Below are 17,386 nucleotides of genomic sequence, written 5' to 3' on the forward strand. Positions count from 1 at the left end.
CCCCTTTTTTTACTGCGAAGCGCTAGTCGTTCTGGAAGTAGCTCAGCAGTCGCAGAATCTCGACGTAGAGCCAGACCAGGGTGACGGCCAGGCCGAGGGCGATGCCCCAGGCGGCCTTCTCGGGGGCACCGGCGCGCACCATCTGGTCCGCGGCGTCGAAGTCGATCAGGAAGCTGAACGCGGCCAGACCGATGCAGACGAGCGAGAAGATGATCGCGATCGGACCACCGCTGCGCAGACCCATGTCGATACCGAAGAATCCGAGGACAATGTTCCCGAGCGCCAGCACCATGACGCCGACCAGGCCAGCGAGCAGCATCCGCTGGAACTTGGGCGTGACGCGGATGGCGCCTGAGCGGTACACGAAGAGCATGCCGATGAACACACCCACGGTGCCCAGCACCGCCTGGCCGATCAGGGCGCCGGCGTTGGCCCCGGCTACCTGGAAGGTCAGCGCAAACGAGATCGCACCGACGAACAGGCCCTCAAGCGCCGCGTAGCTCAGCACGATCGCCGGGCTGTCCTGCTTACGCCCGAAGCTCGCGATCATCACCATGACCAAGCCGCCGAGCCCACCCACGAGCAGGAACGGCATTGCCAGCGCCGGGTTGGTGCTGACCATGAAGAAGGAGGCGATGGCGACGGCGACGATGACACCGAGGGTGATGCCGGTCTTGGTCACCACATCGTCAATGGTCAGCGGCCGGGACACCCCGGACTGTGCCTCCGGGTACGCGGTGTACGGGTCCTGGCGCATCTGCTGGGCCGCCATGGCACCGGCGCCTGCCGCACCCGCCCCGAACTGCGCATAGCCGCCACCCTCTTTTCCGGGCAACGACCGAAGAATGGGATTGCTGGTGGTTCGCACCGTCGTGATCCTCTCCTGGAAGTGCGGTACCGCGATGTGCGGCCTCCGCAGATGACGTCAATCAAAGTCAACTGGACGTTTAACGAGCAGGCAAGTGCAAGAGTTCCACGCTTACGCCAAGGGTTCCCGAACTGTCCGGCCACGTCGTGGGCTCACAGTACCGCCCGCTGCCCGCGGCTGTGGCAAATCCCTGTGAGATCCCTGTGAACACTGGGATTTTTAGCAGGAAGTCCTACTAGACATTACGTGGATGTCCAACTAGATTCGGGAGTACCGACCTCCCTGATCTCCCACCGTTTCCCAAGGGGCTACACCATGAGTTCGTTACCTGATTCGCTACCCAAACTGACGCATTTCGTCGCCGGTAAGCGCGTTCCCGGCACCTCCGGCCGCTTCGCCGACGTGTTCGACCCAACACTGGGCAAGCCGGTGCGGCAGGTACCGCTGGCAGACGTTTCCGAAGTCGAGGCGGTCATCGCGAACGCCGCGGAGGCTCAGCCCGGCTGGGCCGCCCGCAACCCTCAGCAACGCGCCCGTGTGCTCGCCAAGTTCGTCGACCTGGTTCGCGCCGAGATCGACGACCTGGCCGCGATGCTGTCCCAGGAACACGGCAAGACCATCGCCGATGCCAAGGGCGATATCGAACGCGGACTCGAGGTCTGCGAATTCGCCACCGGCATCCCCCATCTCATCAAGGGCGAGTACACCAGTGGTGCCGGCACGGGCATCGACGTGTACTCCATCCGTCAGCCCCTTGGCGTAGTCGCGGGCATCACCCCGTTCAACTTCCCGGCCATGATCCCGCTCTGGAAAGCGGGCCCCGCTCTGGCGTGTGGAAATGCCTTCGTCCTCAAGCCATCCGAGCGCGACCCGTCGGTGCCGCTACGCCTCGCCGAGCTGTTCCTCGAAGCTGGCCTGCCGCCCGGCGTCTTCAACGTTGTCAACGGGGACAAGACCGCCGTCGATGCGCTGCTGAACGATCCGCGCATCGCCGCGGTCGGATTCGTCGGCTCCACCCCGATCGCGCAATACATCTACGAGACCGCCACCGCCAACGGCAAACGCGCCCAGTGCTTCGGCGGCGCCAAGAACCACATGATCATCATGCCCGACGCCGACATCGACCAGGCCATCGATGCGCTGATCGGTGCGGGTTACGGCTCGGCCGGCGAGCGCTGTATGGCCATCTCTGTTGCAGTGCCCGTCGGCGAGGCCACCGCGGAACGGCTCGTCGACGGACTGGCCAAGCGTGCCCGCGAACTGGTGGTCGGGCCATCGCTGGACGCCGGTTCCGATTTCGGCCCGCTGGTGGGTGCCGACGCACTCAAGCGGGTGCGCGACTACATCGACATCGGTATCGCCGAGGGCGCCGAACTGGTTCTGGACGGGCGCGATCTCACGGTCGACGGTCACGAGGATGGATTCTTCATCGGCGCATCGCTTTTCGACCACGTGACGCCCGAGATGCGCATCTACCAGGAAGAGATCTTCGGTCCGGTGGTGTCGGTAGTGCGGGCCAAGGACTACGACGAGGCGGTGCGGTTACCGTCCGAGCACGAGTTCGGAAACGGTGTCGCCATCTTCACTCGTGACGGCGACACCGCACGCGACTTCTGCGCCAAGGTCAATACCGGTATGGTCGGCGTGAACGTACCGATCCCAGTTCCGGTGGCGTACCACACCTTTGGCGGCTGGAAGCGATCCGGATTCGGCGACCTCAACCAGCACGGACCCGACTCCATCCGGTTCTACACCAAGACCAAGACGGTGACCCAACGCTGGCCCTCGGGCACCAAGGAAGGCGCCTCCTTCGTCATTCCGACCATGGACTGAGCGCACAATCCATGTTCAATCTCACCGACGAACAGCGCGAAATCTGGAATACGGCAAGAGAGTTCGCCGATATCCACATCGCGCCCCATGCCCTGGACTGGGACCGCGACAAGTACTTCCCGGTCGAAGTGTTTCCCAAGGCCGCGGCCCTGGGCATGGGCGGCATCTACATCAACCCCGATGTCGGGGGCTCCGGACTCACCCGCCTGGACGCCTCGTTGATCTTCGAGGCCATGGCCACCGGATGCTCCGCCGTCTCGGCGTTCATTTCCATCCACAACATGGCGGCCTGGATGATCGACGAATTCGGCGACGAGGAACAGCGTCAACGCTGGCTGCCCTCGATGTGCACCATGGAGACCATCGGCGCCTACTGCCTCACCGAGCCTGAATGCGGCAGTGACGCCGCGGCGTTGCGCACCAACGCGGTTCGTGATGGTGACGAATACGTGCTCAACGGCGTCAAGCAGTTCATCTCCGGCGCCGGGGCCGCGGACCTGTACGTCGTGATGGCACGCACGGGGGGCCCCGGGCCACGGGGCATCTCCACCATCGTGGTTCCCAAGGACACCCCCGGCCTATCCTTCGGCCCGCCCGAACGCAAGATGGGCTGGCATGCCCAGCCCACCGCGCAGGTCATCTTCGACGACGTCCGGGTTCCGGTGGCCAACCGCATCGGTGAGGAAGGCATCGGGTTCACCATCGCGATGCGCGGCCTCAACGGTGGCCGGCTCAATATCGCGTCATGCTCGCTGGGCGGGGCGCGCTCTGCGTTGGAAAAGGTCATCGAGTACCTGCGCACCCGCAAGGCCTTCGGTGAGGAGCTGATCAAGTTCCAGGCGCTGCAATTCCGGCTCGCGGATATGGCCACCGAGCTGGAGGCCGCCCGCACCATGGTCTGGCGTGCGGCCTCCGCGGTCACCGAGGGTGATCCGCGCGCCGCCGAGCTGTGTGCCATGGCCAAACGCATCGCCACTGACGTAGGTTTCACCGTGGCCAACGAGGCGTTGCAGCTGCATGGCGGCTACGGCTACCTCGCCGAGTACGGCATCGAGAAGATCGTACGAGACCTACGGGTGCACCAAATCCTGGAAGGAACCAACGAGATCATGCGAGTCATCGTGTCCCGTAAGCTGATAGAACAGGGGCTCCCGGCGTGACGGATCAGATCGAGACACGGGTCGAGAAGGGCGTCGGCCTGCTGACGCTGAACCGCCCCAAGGCCATCAACTCGCTCACCAACGACATGGTGACCGCCATGTCCTCGGTGCTGTCCGAGTGGGAGGCCGATGATGACATCCGGGCCGTGGTGTTGTCGGGTGCGGGCGAGCGTGGTCTGTGCGCCGGTGGCGACGTGGTCGAGATCCACAACAGCGCCAAGATCGACGGCGTGGTCGCCCGCCGGTTCTTCCGCGAGGAGTATCAGCTCAACGCACAGATCGCCCGCTTCCCGAAACCATATGTGGCACTGATGGATGGCATCGTGATGGGCGGCGGTGTCGGCGTCGGCGGGCACGCCAACATCCGGATCGTCACCGAGACCTCCAAGGTCGGCATGCCCGAGGTGGGGATCGGATTCATCCCGGATGTGGGCGGCACCTACCTGCTCTCGCGCGCGCCCGGCCAGCTCGGCGTGCACGCCGGACTCACCGGCGCTCCGTTCTCCGGTGCCGACGCCATCGCGCTGGGATTCGCCGACCACTACGTGCCGCATGACCGGCTCGACAAGTTCACCAAGGCCATCATCGACAGCGATATCGCCACTGCGCTTGCAGTGCACGGCGCCAGTGCACCGTCGAGCGACCTTGTGGCTCAAAGTAGTTGGATCGATGAATGCTACGCGGGCGAATCCGTCGCCGATATCGTGGCGGCGCTGCAGTCCCACGGGGATGAGCGAGCACGTGCGGCAGCCGAGCAAATCCTGACCCGCTCTCCCATCGCCCTGTCGGTGACGCTGGCAGCGGTACGACGGGCACGCGAGTTGCCGTCGTTGGAAGCAGTTCTCACCCAGGAATATCGGGTGTCCAGCCAATCGGTGCGGTCGCACGACCTTGTTGAGGGCATCAGGGCTCAGCTGGTCGACAAGGACCGCAACCCGCAGTGGGATCCGAAGACGCTCGCCGCGGTGACCGAGGCCGATGTCGAGGCCTTCTTCCAGCCGGTCGACGATGATCTGGAGTGGTCGGCATGAGCACAATCGCATTTATCGGCTTGGGCCACATGGGATTACCGATGGCGGTCAATCTCGCCAAGGCCGGGCATACCGTGGCTGCCTTCGACCTATCCGAGCAGGCGCGCGATGCCGCCACCGAGGCCGGTGTGCCGTTGGCCGAGTCGGGGGCGGCAGCCGCAGCCACCGCTGACGTGGTGATCACCATGCTGCCCAAGGGCGCGCACGTGCTCGCGGCGTATGAGGATCTGCTGCCCGCGGCGCGTCCCGGCACCCTGTTCATCGACTCCTCCACCGTGGACGTGGCCGATGCCCGCGCCGCACATGAGGCGGCCACCGCGGCGGGCCACCGCTTCGCCGACGCGCCGGTATCCGGTGGCGTACCCGGCGCCACCGCGGCGACCCTGACCTTCATGGTTGGTGCCGAGGACGCCGTATTCGCGGCCGCCGAACCGATTCTGGACGTCATGGGCAAGCGTGTGGTGCACTGCGGCGGCCCCGGTGTCGGCCAGGCCGCAAAGATCTGCAACAACATGATCCTCGGCGTATCGATGATCGCGATCAGCGAGGCATTCGTGCTCGGCGAGAAGCTCGGGCTCTCTCATCAGGCGCTGTTCGATGTCGCGGCCAACGCCTCGGGCCAATGTTGGGCGCTCACGTCGAACTGTCCGGTGCCAGGACCTGTACCCACCAGCCCCGCCAATCGCGACTACACCCCGGGCTTCGCCGTCGCCTTGATGGCCAAGGACCTGGGTCTGGCCGCCAATGCGGTGCGCGCCAACGGAGTTGATGCGCAGTTGGGATTGGCCGCGGCGCACATCTACGACGACTTCAATTCCACCGGAGGCTCCGGCCTAGACTTCTCGGCGATCTTCTCGCGAATCCAAGGAGCGTCATGACTTTCGAAACCATCCTCACCGAACGCATCGATCGCGTCGCGGTCATCACATTGAACCGGCCCAAGGCGCTCAACGCACTGAACTCGCAGGTGATGAACGAGGTGACCGCCGCCGCAGCCGAATTCGACGCGGACCACGGCATCGGCGCGATCATCATCACCGGCAGTGAGAAGGCATTCGCGGCGGGTGCGGATATCAAGGAGATGAGCGAGCAGTCGTTCAGCGACATGTTCGGCTCCGACTTCTTCGCCGCCTGGGCCAAGTTGGGCGCGGTGCGCACGCCGACGATCGCCGCGGTGAGCGGCTACGCCCTCGGTGGGGGCTGCGAGCTGGCCATGATGTGCGATCTGATCATCGCCGCCGAGAACGCCAAGTTCGGGCAGCCCGAGATCAAGCTGGGCGTGCTGCCCGGCATGGGTGGCTCGCAGCGACTCACCCGCGCCATCGGCAAGGCGAAGGCCATGGACCTGATCCTCACCGGCCGGAACATCGACGCTGCCGAGGCCGAGCGCAGTGGCCTGGTCTCACGCGTGGTGCCCACCGAGAGCCTGCTCGACGAGGCCAAGGCCGTCGCCACGACCATCTCGGAGATGTCGTTGTCGGCCTCGATGATGGCCAAGGAAGCCGTGAACCGGGCCTTCGAGTCCAGCCTGGCCGAGGGATTGCTGTTCGAGCGCAGGATTTTCCACTCGGCATTCGGCACCGCCGATCAGTCCGAGGGCATGGCCGCGTTCGTCGAGAAGCGTCCCGCCAACTTCATTCACCGCTAAGCGCATGACCCTGCCGTTCGATCCCGTCGACGACGCCCATCGCCATTGGGTGGAAAACGGCTGGGGTGAGGTCGCCGACGGGATGGCCGCCGTCACGTCGGTGATGCGGGCGCACCAGATCATGCTGGCGCGGGTCGAGGACGTACTGCGCCCGCATGGTCTGACCTTCTCGCGATATGAGCTGCTGATGCTGCTGTCCTTCAGCCGGGCAGGCTCCATGCCCATGGCCAAAGCCAGTGCACGCCTTCAGGTTCACCCCACCTCCGTGACCAACACGGTGGATCGACTGGAGGAGGCGGGGTTGGTGCGCCGCGTGCCCAATCCCGCCGACGGTCGCGGCACACTGGTCGAGATCACTGCTGCGGGGCGCGATCTCGGTTCGGTGGCGACCGCCGATTTGAACGCCAAGGTATTCGCACAGATCGGGCTATCGCCGTCGCGCACCCGGACCCTGGTCTCGGTGCTGACACATCTGCGGCGCGACGCCGGTGACTTCAGCTAGAGCTGACCGTCCCGGACCACGCACTTGGTGCCCGCCTCTACGCGACAACCGCCGAATGAACCACGTCAGACGGATTTTTGTCGCATAGAGGTGGGCAGGGCCCACACATCCACCGCGCCGCAGACCCCAATGACATCGCACGCGACTAGATCAGGATGCCCTTGTCCTTGAGGGCCTTGTATCCGCCGATGACATCGGTAGCGCGGTAGAGGCCGATCTCCTGCAGCGAGGCGGCGGCCAGGCTGGAGGTGTAGCCCTCCTGGCACAGGATCACCCATTCCACATCGTGATTACCCGCCTGCGGAATCCGGGCGTCACTTTCCGGGTCCAGACGCCACTCCAGCACGTTGCGCTCGATGACGAGGGCGTTGACGACCTCGCCCTCTTCGGCACGTTGCGCAGCGGGACGAATGTCGACCAGGAATGCACCGCGCCCCAACGCGGTCGGCACTTCATCGGCCGGTAGGCGGCGCAGCCGACCGCGGGCCGTGGCGAGCAGATCATGAATCGTCATGCCGCCGGGCCTTCGGGCTCATCGGTCAGGATGGTGCGGCTGCGTCGCAACGTGTTGGCCTGGGTCACTTCGTAGTACGACATCGCGGTCAGCGGCGGCGAGTAGGCGTGCACGCTCAGCGTGGGCCCGATTTCGGCAGGAAGCGGTACTCCGCTGGATTTCAGGGGGGCACGCATCACGTCGTGCACCCAGCCGAGCGGAAATCCCGCCTGATCGCCCGCATCCAGCCGACGGCGCACCAATTTTCTTCCATCCCAGCGATATTCGTGCAACGAGCCGCTGAGCACGGTGAGCGCGCCGAGCGATCCGGAATGGTCGTGCAGTTCGGTGGACTTGTCGGGCACCCAGCTGATCAACCAGACATCGAGCTCGTCGTCGGCGTGAATGCGGGTGGCCCAACGCTCGTCGAGGGGAAGGCCGCCCGCAGGCAGCAGATGGTCGAAGCGGCCGTGCAGGGCATCGTCGGCACCCTCATCGGTGATGCGGAGCAGATCCGGCAATCGCAGTCGGGTGGGCAGGGATCCGGCGGAGGAAGGACGGCGCAGATCCAGAACAGATGCAGTGGTCATGAAGGCTCAATCGATAGCAGGGGCAGGGGTGGTCACGGCTAGCCGCAACAACACCCCTGAAAACCCCTGCGTCCCATCACAGCTCATATCGTACCGGCGTTTTCCTGCGGTTTTGCCCTCGGAGCAAAAGCTCTGAGTGAGTAAATGTTGTCGCTGGTAGGCACTTGCTAGTTTGGAGTGGTGACCGCTCCAACTCGCATCGCCGCGACCCTGATGGCCTTCTGCGTCCCCTTGATCGGGGCGGCGTGCACGTCGAAATCCGACGACAAGGCGGCTCCGAGCCCCTCCATCACCTCCACCACCAGCACCTCGGTCGGGGCTCCTGCCGCCCAGCCGCCGGCTGCCGGCTCGGGGGTGTCCCCGGCGGGCGTCACGACGTCCGTGAACGCCGCACCCAGCTCCTTGGAGGAGGAGTACTACCAGGCGTGCCGTGCGGCGGCCGACTGGATGATCGGCAAGCAGGACGGCCCCGTCCAGCTCGTGGAGGGCTACCTGCAATCCATTCAGAGCACCGGAAACGTCGGCCCGGGGACCTTCCACAAGTCCTGGCATGACCTGACGGCCGACCGGCAGGCCGCGGTGATCGTGGCGACAAATGCCGCCGCCGAGCAGCAATGCGGATAAGCCGCTGCTCAGCTCGCAGTCGCGAACACCCTAGACCGGGCGCAATAACCGGCAATCTCGAGAAATCCATTGCCATTCAATTCAATTCGGGCAAACCGGTATATCACTCACATCCAGCAAACATAGAGTGCCGCGCGTAACCTGACCTTGGACGAACCCCGACACGGTGTTAACATGCTGCGGTCAGTGCTCATGGGGTCAAGGATGCAGCGAATGTGTCCACTCACCGAACGGACGGTAACGACGTTGGCAAATTCAGATCAGCTTCCCCCGAAGCCCACACTGGTTCATTGGACGATCGTCGGCGCGGCAGTTGTCGCAACCATCGTCGCGGCGGTTGTCGGCTTCACGGCGACCGACCCCGAACTCACCCGATTCGTCCAGGGCATCGTCACACCGCTGCTGGCACTCGTCTCCGGAATCTTGATTGCCGACCTGTATCACCGCATTCAGCAGAGCAACACGCTTGACCGCAATGTCGGGCAGTCGGCGTACGCGACCATGGTGACGTTGCAGGGCATGATGGACGTGGACAAGCACCTTGCGACCGCCTCCAACGATCTCAACGAGGGCAACAAGCAGTCCGCCTCCAGCGCCCTGAACCTGGCGCTGACGATCAGCCGCCTGACTTTGCGCCACGCCTTCCAGGCCCTGCGCGAATCGGAGAACGTCTCGAGCACCGCGGTGGCCAAGGCCAAGACCGATTTCTCGACGGCCGAGACCGCCGGGCAGCCCGAACGGCAAAAGATCGAGACCGCGTCGCGCCCCAACAACTACACCGTCGGCGTCGGCAATGCCTGAAGAGACGACGCCAGCGGAGCAATCGGCTGGTGAGCAGGAGCTTGAGCCGGTAGACCCGATCATCGGGAAGGTGGCCGATATCGTCGACCGCTACTCGGTGCTGGTGAACAAGGGTGATGAGGCCGGCGTCGAGGTCGGGATGATTTTCTCGGTCATCGGCGCCACCGGGACCGCCGTGCGCGATCCAGAAACCGGCGAGGACCTGGGCACACTGCCCATCGAGAAGGCCCGCATCCGCGTCACCGAGGTGTACTCGAAGTTCTGCCAGGCGGAGACCTATCGCATCACCGAGCCCGCAGTCGCCGGCCTGATCAGCGACATCCTGCAGGAACAGTGGCCCGGAACCAGCGATGAATTCGGTCGTGAGCAGTTCACGCTCAACGTCGTGCCCACGCCGACGGTTCCGGAAGCTGCCAACGTGCATATCGATGTCGGCGACTACGTCTGCGAGCTGACTCCGGCTTCCTGACGGTCCTTTTTATTGCCGGGCGAATCAATGGACGTTCTCCCGACAAAAGGTGAACATCGAAAAACTCACCTAATTGCCGCGTCGACATTGTTACGTTCAATTAATGGACACCAATCTGATGAAACGAGCAGCAGGCGCGGTTTCCATCGTTGCGATCTCCGCAGCGGTAGCTGTCGCCTGTTCACAGCAGGACAAGGACGCCGCAAAGGAGTCGATGTCGAGCGCGACGAGCGCGGCATCATCGGCCATCAGCGCGGGTGGTAGCGCCGCGTCGAGCGCGGCCTCGTCGGCAAGTAGCGCAGTGTCATCCGTCATGGCGGGGGCACCGTCGACGGTCAACGTGCCCGGCGTCGGCGACGTGACGCTGGAGCCGCCCATCGCCGAGGCCTACACCAAGGCCGGGGGCGAGGCGAAGCTTGGCCTGCCGACCGGGCAACCGGAAAAGGTGGGTGACGGCACGGTGCAGGCCTTCGCCAACGGCACCATCTTCAGCTCACCCGCCACCGGTGCGCACCTGGTTCAGGGCGAAATCCTGAAGGTGTACACGACCCACGGCGGCGCCGGAGGAACACTCGGCTTCCCCACCGCCGACGAGGTGGAAACGGCCGGCGGACCCGATGTCGCCAAGGGCGGCTGGATCGGTGAATTCCAGAAGGGCACCATCACCTGGCTGAACCAGGGCGACGGAACCTTCAAGGAAACCGTCACCCAAAAGTAGGGATCACTCGGCTGCGGCGGGCGCTGAGTAGTCAGCGCCTGCCGCGCCACCACTGCGGATTCTCCGCCGGCGACCAGCCCGGCGCGGTGAGATCTGGCCACGGCGGTCGGCGGATGACGGCCACGAGCCCCAATACCGCCGCGAGCATGCCGGTGAGGATGCCCAACGTCGAGGCCCGGTCAGCGTTAAAGGCCGGGCGCCATTGAGCGTCACCGTCTTTGACGACGAATACCCCCAGCGGTCTGGCAAGTGTCTCCAGAGCTTCACCCTCTGGGCTGCGACCGCGGCTTCGCACCTTGGCAACCGTGATGACCATGGTGCCATCGGCGGTCGTATAGGGCTCGCCGTAGACGATCGACCTACCGCCGTCGGTTGCGAGTCCGTCGAACGAAATTGGCAATTCCATGTCGCCCATTGTGTCCCCGGGGCGCCTCGATAGCGAGAGATTCTTTTAGGCTTCGGCGCCGGAGAACAGAATGAGGTTGCCGTCAGGATCCCTCACGATGAAGGTGACGCTCCCCCACTCCTCGTCTTGCAACGGCTGATGGAAGTCCACACCCGCGGCCCGATACTCATCGTGAAGCGGGCCCAACTTGTACGTCGTGAGCGTGGCAGCAAGCGGATCGCGTTCCGTGGCAAGAAAATTACCGTCGAACACCGGGCCGGCCACCTTGCGTAGATTCAGGCTCGCCCCGCCGCGCCGCACCTGCCCGTAGAAGGCCGGTTCGCCGTAGGTGAAGGTCACCTCGAAGCCGAGCTTGTCCGCGTAGAAGGCGAGGGCGCGTTCGAGATCGGTGACAAACAATTGCGGCTCAGCGGCGACAATCTCGGTGGACCCCATAAGAGAAACGCTACCGCTCGGAGGGGCTCACTGTGGGACCATCTGCAGGTGGAGTCCGATGATGATCCCGAGGCAAGAATCCGGGAGCTGGAACGCCCGTTGAGTCAGGCGGCGCGGGCATCGGAGCTGGGCGTCCCGGCCCAAAGCCTGTATCCACCGCCGGTGTATGGCCCGGCGCAGACCCCGGGGCCTTCGGCCCGCAAGCTCCTGTGGCCGTTCGCTTTCCTCTCCGCAGCAGTCATCGCGGCAGTGGCCGGGCTCATCTTGTACGCCGCCAAACCAACGCTCCCCCATCGCGTTCCCACAAATTCGGCACCGACCAGCACGGGGCCCGCCAGGTCAACCGTCGTGAAATCTCCGGCCCGGACCGCGGTGACGCCGTCGTCTACCGCAGCGCCGGGGCCGACTTACGTGCCCGCGGGTTCGACCTTCAGCGTCTCCGGCACTCACAAGAACGTCGCCGTGAACTGTGACGGCTGCTCGGTCAACGTCAGCGGAGTGTCCAATACCGTTGACATAGAAGGGAATTGCGATTCCCTCACCGTCTCTGGCGTCGAAAACGCGGTGAGCGTCGAGACCGCGGAGAAGATTGGCGTCTCGGGCTTCAACAACAAGGTCACCTATCACTCCGGAGGGCCCGAGGTCTCCCAGTCGGGCGGCAACAACACCGTGGAACAGGGCTGAGCCTTCAGTGCGGTTAGACATGCGCCGACCGCATCTGACGGCTGCCATCGGCAGTGCAGCCATGCTGTGCCTCGTTGCGTGTGCCCACGGGAGCCCCGTCACCCAGACAGAGTCACCGTCCACCGCATCCGGCCGGGCGCAATCCGATATCCCAGCGCTCAAAGTCATCTTCGATGGCAAGTCCCTGCCACTTCAGGCCGGTCCGACCTGCATCGGGGACGGGCAGAACATCCTGACCATGTCCAAGGTTGAGGGAACCGGCGAGGGTGAGGTCATGGCGGATATCCGAATCCACCCATCATTGGCGGTGAACTCCCTGCAGGTGAAAGGGGTTGGCGCTGACTATTTCTGGGAAACCACGTCCACCGGCGGAGAACCCATGACGGTGACGAAGACCGACAGAACCATTGTGATCAGCGGAAAGATCCCCAATCTCAAGGACAGGGCCGATAAGAAACCCCTTGAGATACGCGCGGAGAACTGCCCAGGGACCTAGCGGCGGAGCTGTAGGGCTCACCGGAAAACCTCGCACAAGCCCACATTTGACGAGCGCGGCGGGAGTAGGCTCCGCATATCCCGACCGCGCCTCCGCGCGCCGGGTAACCCGGTCTCGCGGGAGGCCACCTTGAGACAACTGGACAACGCCGATACGACCCAGCGCGAACTGACCATCGAACTGCGCAATGTAGTGCGCGAGTACAGGGTTGGTGGGCAGGCGGTGCGCGCCCTCGATGAGATCAGCCTGCGCCTGGCCGGCGGCCAGTTCGTGTCGGTCATCGGGCCATCGGGGGCGGGGAAAAGCACACTGCTGCACCTACTCGGGGCGTTGGACTCCCCCGACTCCGGATCCATCACCTTCGACGGCGAGGAGATCGGTCGGCTCCGCGACGAACAACAGTCGGAGTTCCGCCATCATCGGGTCGGGTTCGTCTTTCAGTTCTTCAACCTGCTGCCGACCCTCTCGGCGTGGGAGAACGTGGCGGTGCCGAAGCTGCTCGACGGCATCCGGCTGGGCAAGGTCAAGGCGGACGCCGTTCGGCTGCTGGACCGCGTCGGCCTCGGTAAGCGGACCGAACACCGCCCGGCCGAACTGTCCGGCGGCGAGATGCAACGCGTCGCGGTGGCGCGAGCCATGATGATGAATCCACCGCTGATCCTTGCCGACGAACCCACCGGGAACCTGGATTCCCACACGGGTACCGCCATCCTGGCCCTCCTCGCCGAAGTCGCCCATGAAGAAGGCGCCGGCCGCCTGGTGGTGATGGTGACCCACAACGCCGACGCCGCCGCGGCAACCGATCGGGTCATCACGCTGCAGGACGGACGGCTCGGTTCCGACGAGATGTCGGTGGCGCCAGGGTGATAGGCCGCGGACGCGAGGAGCAACACGGCCCCGGAGCCACCATCGCCGCCGCAGCGAGCAGGCTACGTGTGTTCAGTCTGCGCGAACTGATCGTGCATCGTCGACGCACCATCGCCTCGATCGCCGTAATGGCAGTTTCTGCAATGTATCTCGTGGCGATATTCGGCATCTTCGGGTCGATCACCGGATCGGTCAACCGATTGGCAGACGGAGTCGCCGGCGTCGCCGCACTCGAGGTATCGGGTATCACCGATGCGGGGTTCCCCGAGGCGGTCTTGGCCGATGTCGCCAAGATTCCCGGAGTCGCGACGGCGGCACCGATGATCCGGATGTCCGCACTCACAGATTCGGAACCGGTTCTGCTGTTCGGCGCCGACGACCGCAGCGCCGCGCTGGAAGGCGCTTTGAAAGATGCTGTCGGAGTGAAGGTTGACGCGCCATCGCGGACGGCAGCCGGTGTCCAGATCGGGCCGTCCGTCGGTCATTCGAAGGGCGATACATTCCGGCTCGGCTCAGGTTCGGTGACCGTCGCCGAGGTGCTCCAGGGCAAGCAGCTCGCAGATCTCAACGGTGGGCACTATGTGCTTGCCCCACTGCCGTTGGCACAGGAAATCACCGGACGGCAAGGTCAGCTCGATTCGATTCTGGTCACCACGGCACCGGGCGCCGATATCACCGCAGTCCGGGACGAGGTCACGGCCGCCGTGAACGGCCGGGCGATCGTCGCCGATCCGAGCCTGCGGGCGGTGCGGGCCGGCGACGGTGTCAAGCTCATGAACTACATGGCCCTGATGGGCGCGGCGGTCGCGTTGGTGGTCGGGGCGTTCCTGATCTACACGACGATGACCATGGCGATCGCCCAACGCCGCCCGGTCATCTCGATGCTGCGCGCAATCGGCGGCGGCCGCGTGACGATCGTTCGCGACATGCTCGCCGAGGCTGCGATCCTCGGGCTGATCGGCGGCACCATCGGTTCGGCCCTCGGAATAGTGTTGGGCCGCAGAGCTATTGGCCGTTTGCCACCGACGGTGACCCAGGGGCTCGAAGCCCGTATCGAATATTGGCTGCCCGACTATGCGATCCCGGCTGCCGTCGCCGCGACGGTACTCACCAGCGTTGCCGCGTCGGCGATGGCCGCACGGCAGGTATACAAAGTGTCACCGATCGAGGCGCTGGCGCCCGTCGGAGTTTCCGTGTCCGACAACGTGCCGCGTTGGCTGCGTATCGTCAGCGGAGTCGTGGCGGTGGCAGTGTTGGCAGCGTCACTCCTGACAGTGCTCTACCGACCAGGGGCGCTCGCCTTCGTCGCGATCGCCGCCCTATTCGTCGCCGAGATCGCCTTAGGCTTCGCGCTCGCCGGACCCATCGTCCGCGCGACAGCCACGGTGGCACGACTGTTCGGTTCACCCGGGGTGCTGGCGGCACCGACGGTCCAGCGCGCGCCGCGGCGGGTGTGGGCCACCGTGATGACCGTGCTCATCGCCGTGGTCACCACCGTGGTGATCACCGGAACGAACAACGACATGATCCGATCCGCGCGCGACATCTTCGCGCCCGTCGCCGATGTCGATGTCTGGGTGAGCGCCAACTCACCCGACCGCTACCCCACCGATGCTCTGCCGCAAGGTCTTACCGAGAAGGTGGCTGCGGTCCCTGGCGTCGCGAACGTCGTCGAAGGCGCCTCTGGATTCGCCGTGGTCGGCGGCACACGCGTGATGCTCGATGGATTCTCCCCCGGCACCCACGATCCACTTTTTCGTGCACTCGACGAACGGGTACGTCATGACATGCTCGCCGGCCGGGGCGTGGTGCTCTCCCAGAACCTGGGCAAGACTCTCGGCGTCCAGGTGGGCGACGAATTGCAGTTGCAAACACCCCACGGCCCTCAGCGGACGCCCGTGCTGGCCCTGGTGCCCTATTTCTCGACGGTCATCGGCACCGTCGGGATGAGCCTGGATCACCTGCGGGCATGGTTTGACCGCCCGGGCATAACGACACTGCAAGTCACCGCCGTGGATGGCGCTGATCCGGGACGGCTGCTGGCCGACGTTCGCGCTGTGGTGCCCGCACCGAACTACGTGTACGACGGCCGCGCGGCGTTGGCCGGTTTGGAAGCCCCACTGCACCAGAGCATGCTGATCGCCAACGCCGTGTGGATCATCGTGGTGTTCGTCGCCGCGGTCGCGCTGCTGAACACGTTGACGCTTTCGGTACTCGAACGACGCCGAGAAATCGGTGTGCTGCGGGCGATGGGATCCAGCCGCCGGTACACCTTGGGCATGGTTCTTGCCGAGGCCGCGGCCATCGGCGTCGTCGGCGGTGTCTCGGGGCTGCTGGTCGGTCTGGTCGATCAGTGGCTGTTCAGCCTCGTCAGCGGCACCGTCATGAACTTCACCGTCACCTTCCAGCCAAGCCCCATGGCGGTGGTCTTCACCGCAGGGGCGCTGGCGATCAGCCTGTTGGGCTCGGTCCCACCCGCACGGCGCGCGGCACGGCTCAACATCATCGAGGCCGTCAGCATCGAATAACCAGATCGAATAGCCATGTCGGATAGCACTACTCGACTACGGTGGCGACGCCCTGCAAGTGAGGTGTGCACGGCGGCGGCACCAGGGTCCGCCGAACGTTGCGCAGTCCCCTGGTGTCAAATCCGGCGGCGGCAATCGCTTCGACGGTCCGGCGGTTCGGCTCGCACCCGGAGGCAAGCCACGACCATGGCGTGGCGATCAGATCCTGGAACCGCCCCATGATGCCGTCCCCGCGGACATGCTCGAGGACCACCAAGCGGCCTCCCGGGACGAGCACCCGCCGGATCTCGCCGAGGGTCGCGGCCACATCGTCCACCGAGCACAACACCAGCCCGACATGCACCGAGTCGAAACTGTTGTCCGGGAATGGTATCGACTCCCCGACCCCATCCAGGATGTCGACGTCAACGCCGCGGCGGCGGGCAAGGGCGCCGGCCATCCGACGCATCGCCGCCTCCGGTTCGACCGCCGCGACCGATGTCACCGCGGGAGGAAGAAACATGAGGTCGGTTCCCGGGCCAACACCCACGATCAGCAGCCGGCCGGTCGCAAGACTCATCGCCTCACGCCGGTACCGGCGATAGAACAGTCGGTCGAATACCGGCATGCCGAGCCGATATACATAGGGGAACAACGGGTTACGGTGCTTCACGTTCCGCCACCGCCCAATTCCATGCGGAATGGCGGATATTCATCGCACATCAACGAGACGTACACGGCCACCCGGTAACGCCACCGCACGATTCCCATCAGGAGGTCGAACATGTCTTGCGACACCGTGCCTCTGGCCAACAACCGCACCGCGGAAATCACGGCCAGAACCTGCAGCAGTGGCTCCATGGCCCAGCAGATGATGATCTGCGGCAGCGCCAGCAGCAGCTTCACCAGCACCGCCCAATGGCTGAGTTGTCCCGGATAGTCGACGTCGAGTTCGCCGGGATAGTCGGGCCGCGCGGCAAGCGTGAAGGGCGGGTACCTATCTGTGCTGTTCATCGGAAACCGGTAGTTCATCACCCGCCAGGACCAACGCAGCACCCCGACGTTGACGTCGAAGATGGTCCGCGGATATCGGCCGGTGAACAAGATTGCGATACCGGCGACGACGGTCAGCACCGGATACATCGCATAGAGGACGATCAATATGGGGTAGTGCGGGACCGCCAGCACACACCATTTGACGATAAAGAGCCAGCGCGAGGGCCCGTCGATCGCGCCTCGCACACGGACGGCGTC

Annotated in this window: 21 protein-coding genes; 14 read left to right on the forward strand and 7 right to left on the reverse strand. The window is 64.8% G+C overall.

Annotated features, from left to right (window positions below; all coding sequences use genetic code 11):
* Positions 1-22 precede the first annotated feature (22 nt).
* Entirely contained in the window at positions 23-868 is an 846-nt protein-coding gene (locus BKG76_RS04185; protein WP_070936236.1) for a Bax inhibitor-1/YccA family protein, read from the reverse strand.
* A gap of 315 nt (positions 869-1,183) precedes the next feature.
* On the opposite strand from BKG76_RS04185, the gene BKG76_RS04190 reads away from it, so the two are divergent.
* From BKG76_RS04190 to BKG76_RS04215, 6 genes are read left to right on the forward strand one after another with little or no spacing between them, the layout of a single operon-like run.
* Positions 1,184-2,701: a CoA-acylating methylmalonate-semialdehyde dehydrogenase gene (locus BKG76_RS04190; RefSeq protein ID WP_070936237.1), complete on the forward strand. Its 1,518-nt coding sequence runs from the start codon at positions 1,184-1,186 to the stop codon at positions 2,699-2,701.
* An 11-nt stretch (positions 2,702-2,712) separates the two neighbouring features.
* The gene (locus BKG76_RS04195; RefSeq protein WP_070936239.1) at positions 2,713-3,861 is read left to right on the forward strand and encodes an isobutyryl-CoA dehydrogenase; all 1,149 of its coding nucleotides are present in this window, start codon (positions 2,713-2,715) and stop codon (positions 3,859-3,861) included.
* The gene (locus BKG76_RS04200) at positions 3,858-4,892 is read left to right on the forward strand and encodes an enoyl-CoA hydratase/isomerase family protein (RefSeq protein WP_070936241.1); all 1,035 of its coding nucleotides are present in this window, start codon (positions 3,858-3,860) and stop codon (positions 4,890-4,892) included. Before BKG76_RS04195 ends, BKG76_RS04200 begins: the two co-directional genes overlap by 4 nt.
* Positions 4,889-5,770, forward strand: coding sequence for a 3-hydroxyisobutyrate dehydrogenase (mmsB, locus tag BKG76_RS04205; RefSeq protein WP_070936855.1), 882 nt, complete (start codon positions 4,889-4,891; stop codon positions 5,768-5,770). Before BKG76_RS04200 ends, mmsB begins: the two co-directional genes overlap by 4 nt.
* Positions 5,767-6,540, forward strand: a complete 774-nt coding sequence (locus BKG76_RS04210) for an enoyl-CoA hydratase (protein WP_070936246.1) — start codon at positions 5,767-5,769, stop codon at positions 6,538-6,540. Before mmsB ends, BKG76_RS04210 begins: the two co-directional genes overlap by 4 nt.
* 4 nt (positions 6,541-6,544) lie before the next feature.
* Entirely contained in the window at positions 6,545-7,042 is a 498-nt protein-coding gene (locus BKG76_RS04215; protein WP_070936248.1) for a MarR family winged helix-turn-helix transcriptional regulator, read from the forward strand.
* 145 nt (positions 7,043-7,187) lie between these two features.
* On the opposite strand, the gene BKG76_RS04220 is transcribed toward BKG76_RS04215, so the two are convergent.
* Both BKG76_RS04220 and BKG76_RS04225 read right to left on the reverse strand, forming a co-directional pair.
* The gene (locus tag BKG76_RS04220; protein ID WP_070936249.1) at positions 7,188-7,556 is read right to left on the reverse strand and encodes a rhodanese-like domain-containing protein; all 369 of its coding nucleotides are present in this window, start codon (positions 7,554-7,556) and stop codon (positions 7,188-7,190) included.
* The gene (locus BKG76_RS04225; protein ID WP_070936250.1) at positions 7,553-8,125 is read right to left on the reverse strand and encodes a cysteine dioxygenase; all 573 of its coding nucleotides are present in this window, start codon (positions 8,123-8,125) and stop codon (positions 7,553-7,555) included. Before BKG76_RS04225 ends, BKG76_RS04220 begins: the two co-directional genes overlap by 4 nt.
* A 180-nt stretch (positions 8,126-8,305) precedes the next feature.
* On the opposite strand from BKG76_RS04225, the gene BKG76_RS04230 reads away from it, so the two are divergent.
* The 4 genes from BKG76_RS04230 to BKG76_RS04250 all read left to right on the forward strand — a co-directional run bounded on the left by BKG76_RS04230 (position 8,306) and on the right by BKG76_RS04250 (position 10,737).
* The gene (locus BKG76_RS04230) at positions 8,306-8,749 is read left to right on the forward strand and encodes a lipoprotein LpqV (RefSeq protein ID WP_232783644.1); all 444 of its coding nucleotides are present in this window, start codon (positions 8,306-8,308) and stop codon (positions 8,747-8,749) included.
* A 213-nt stretch (positions 8,750-8,962) separates the two neighbouring features.
* Entirely contained in the window at positions 8,963-9,550 is a 588-nt protein-coding gene (locus BKG76_RS04235; protein ID WP_070936252.1) for a hypothetical protein, read from the forward strand.
* A complete protein-coding gene (locus tag BKG76_RS04240) occupies positions 9,543-10,019 on the forward strand; it encodes a hypothetical protein (protein ID WP_070936254.1) in 477 nt (158 codons plus the stop codon). The genes BKG76_RS04235 and BKG76_RS04240 overlap by 8 nt, the downstream gene beginning before the upstream one ends.
* Before the next feature lie 103 nt (positions 10,020-10,122).
* Entirely contained in the window at positions 10,123-10,737 is a 615-nt protein-coding gene (locus BKG76_RS04250; protein WP_109420558.1) for an LGFP repeat-containing protein, read from the forward strand.
* A gap of 31 nt (positions 10,738-10,768) precedes the next feature.
* On the opposite strand, the gene BKG76_RS04255 is transcribed toward BKG76_RS04250, so the two are convergent.
* Together BKG76_RS04255 and BKG76_RS04260 are read right to left on the reverse strand one after the other, a co-directional pair.
* Entirely contained in the window at positions 10,769-11,152 is a 384-nt protein-coding gene (locus tag BKG76_RS04255) for a hypothetical protein (RefSeq protein ID WP_070936257.1), read from the reverse strand.
* Positions 11,153-11,188: 36 nt separating this feature from the next.
* Complete coding sequence (locus BKG76_RS04260) at positions 11,189-11,578, reverse strand: VOC family protein (RefSeq protein WP_070936258.1); 390 nt, start codon at positions 11,576-11,578, stop codon at positions 11,189-11,191.
* Positions 11,579-11,626: 48 nt separating this feature from the next.
* Here BKG76_RS04260 and BKG76_RS04265 point away from each other — a divergent pair, with 48 nt between their 5' ends.
* The 4 genes from BKG76_RS04265 to BKG76_RS04280 all read left to right on the forward strand — a co-directional run bounded on the left by BKG76_RS04265 (position 11,627) and on the right by BKG76_RS04280 (position 16,153).
* Positions 11,627-12,262 (forward strand): DUF3060 domain-containing protein, encoded by a 636-nt coding sequence (locus BKG76_RS04265; RefSeq protein WP_070936259.1) that lies wholly within the window; start codon positions 11,627-11,629, stop codon positions 12,260-12,262.
* A gap of 19 nt (positions 12,263-12,281) precedes the next feature.
* Positions 12,282-12,758 carry a lipoprotein LpqH gene (locus BKG76_RS04270; protein ID WP_131815785.1) on the forward strand — a complete coding sequence of 159 codons (477 nt, stop codon included), beginning with the start codon at positions 12,282-12,284 and terminating at the stop codon, positions 12,756-12,758.
* 168 nt (positions 12,759-12,926) lie between these two features.
* Positions 12,927-13,625, forward strand: a complete 699-nt coding sequence (locus BKG76_RS04275; protein WP_070936859.1) for an ABC transporter ATP-binding protein — start codon at positions 12,927-12,929, stop codon at positions 13,623-13,625.
* 128 nt (positions 13,626-13,753) lie between these two features.
* Complete coding sequence (locus BKG76_RS04280; protein ID WP_236737536.1) at positions 13,754-16,153, forward strand: FtsX-like permease family protein; 2,400 nt, start codon at positions 13,754-13,756, stop codon at positions 16,151-16,153.
* Positions 16,154-16,181: 28 nt separating this feature from the next.
* Here BKG76_RS04280 and BKG76_RS04285 read toward each other — a convergent pair whose 3' ends face one another.
* Together BKG76_RS04285 and BKG76_RS04290 are read right to left on the reverse strand one after the other, a co-directional pair.
* On the reverse strand, positions 16,182-16,805 hold the full coding sequence (locus BKG76_RS04285) for a class I SAM-dependent methyltransferase (protein WP_070936261.1): 624 nt from the start codon (positions 16,803-16,805) through the stop codon (positions 16,182-16,184).
* Positions 16,802-17,374: a DUF4389 domain-containing protein gene (locus tag BKG76_RS04290; protein WP_070936861.1), complete on the reverse strand. Its 573-nt coding sequence runs from the start codon at positions 17,372-17,374 to the stop codon at positions 16,802-16,804. The genes BKG76_RS04285 and BKG76_RS04290 overlap by 4 nt, the downstream gene beginning before the upstream one ends.
* Between the last annotated feature and the right edge of the window lie 12 nt (positions 17,375-17,386).

Source organism: Mycobacteroides franklinii (genome assembly GCF_001853795.1).
GTDB lineage: Bacteria > Actinomycetota > Actinomycetes > Mycobacteriales > Mycobacteriaceae > Mycobacterium > Mycobacterium franklinii.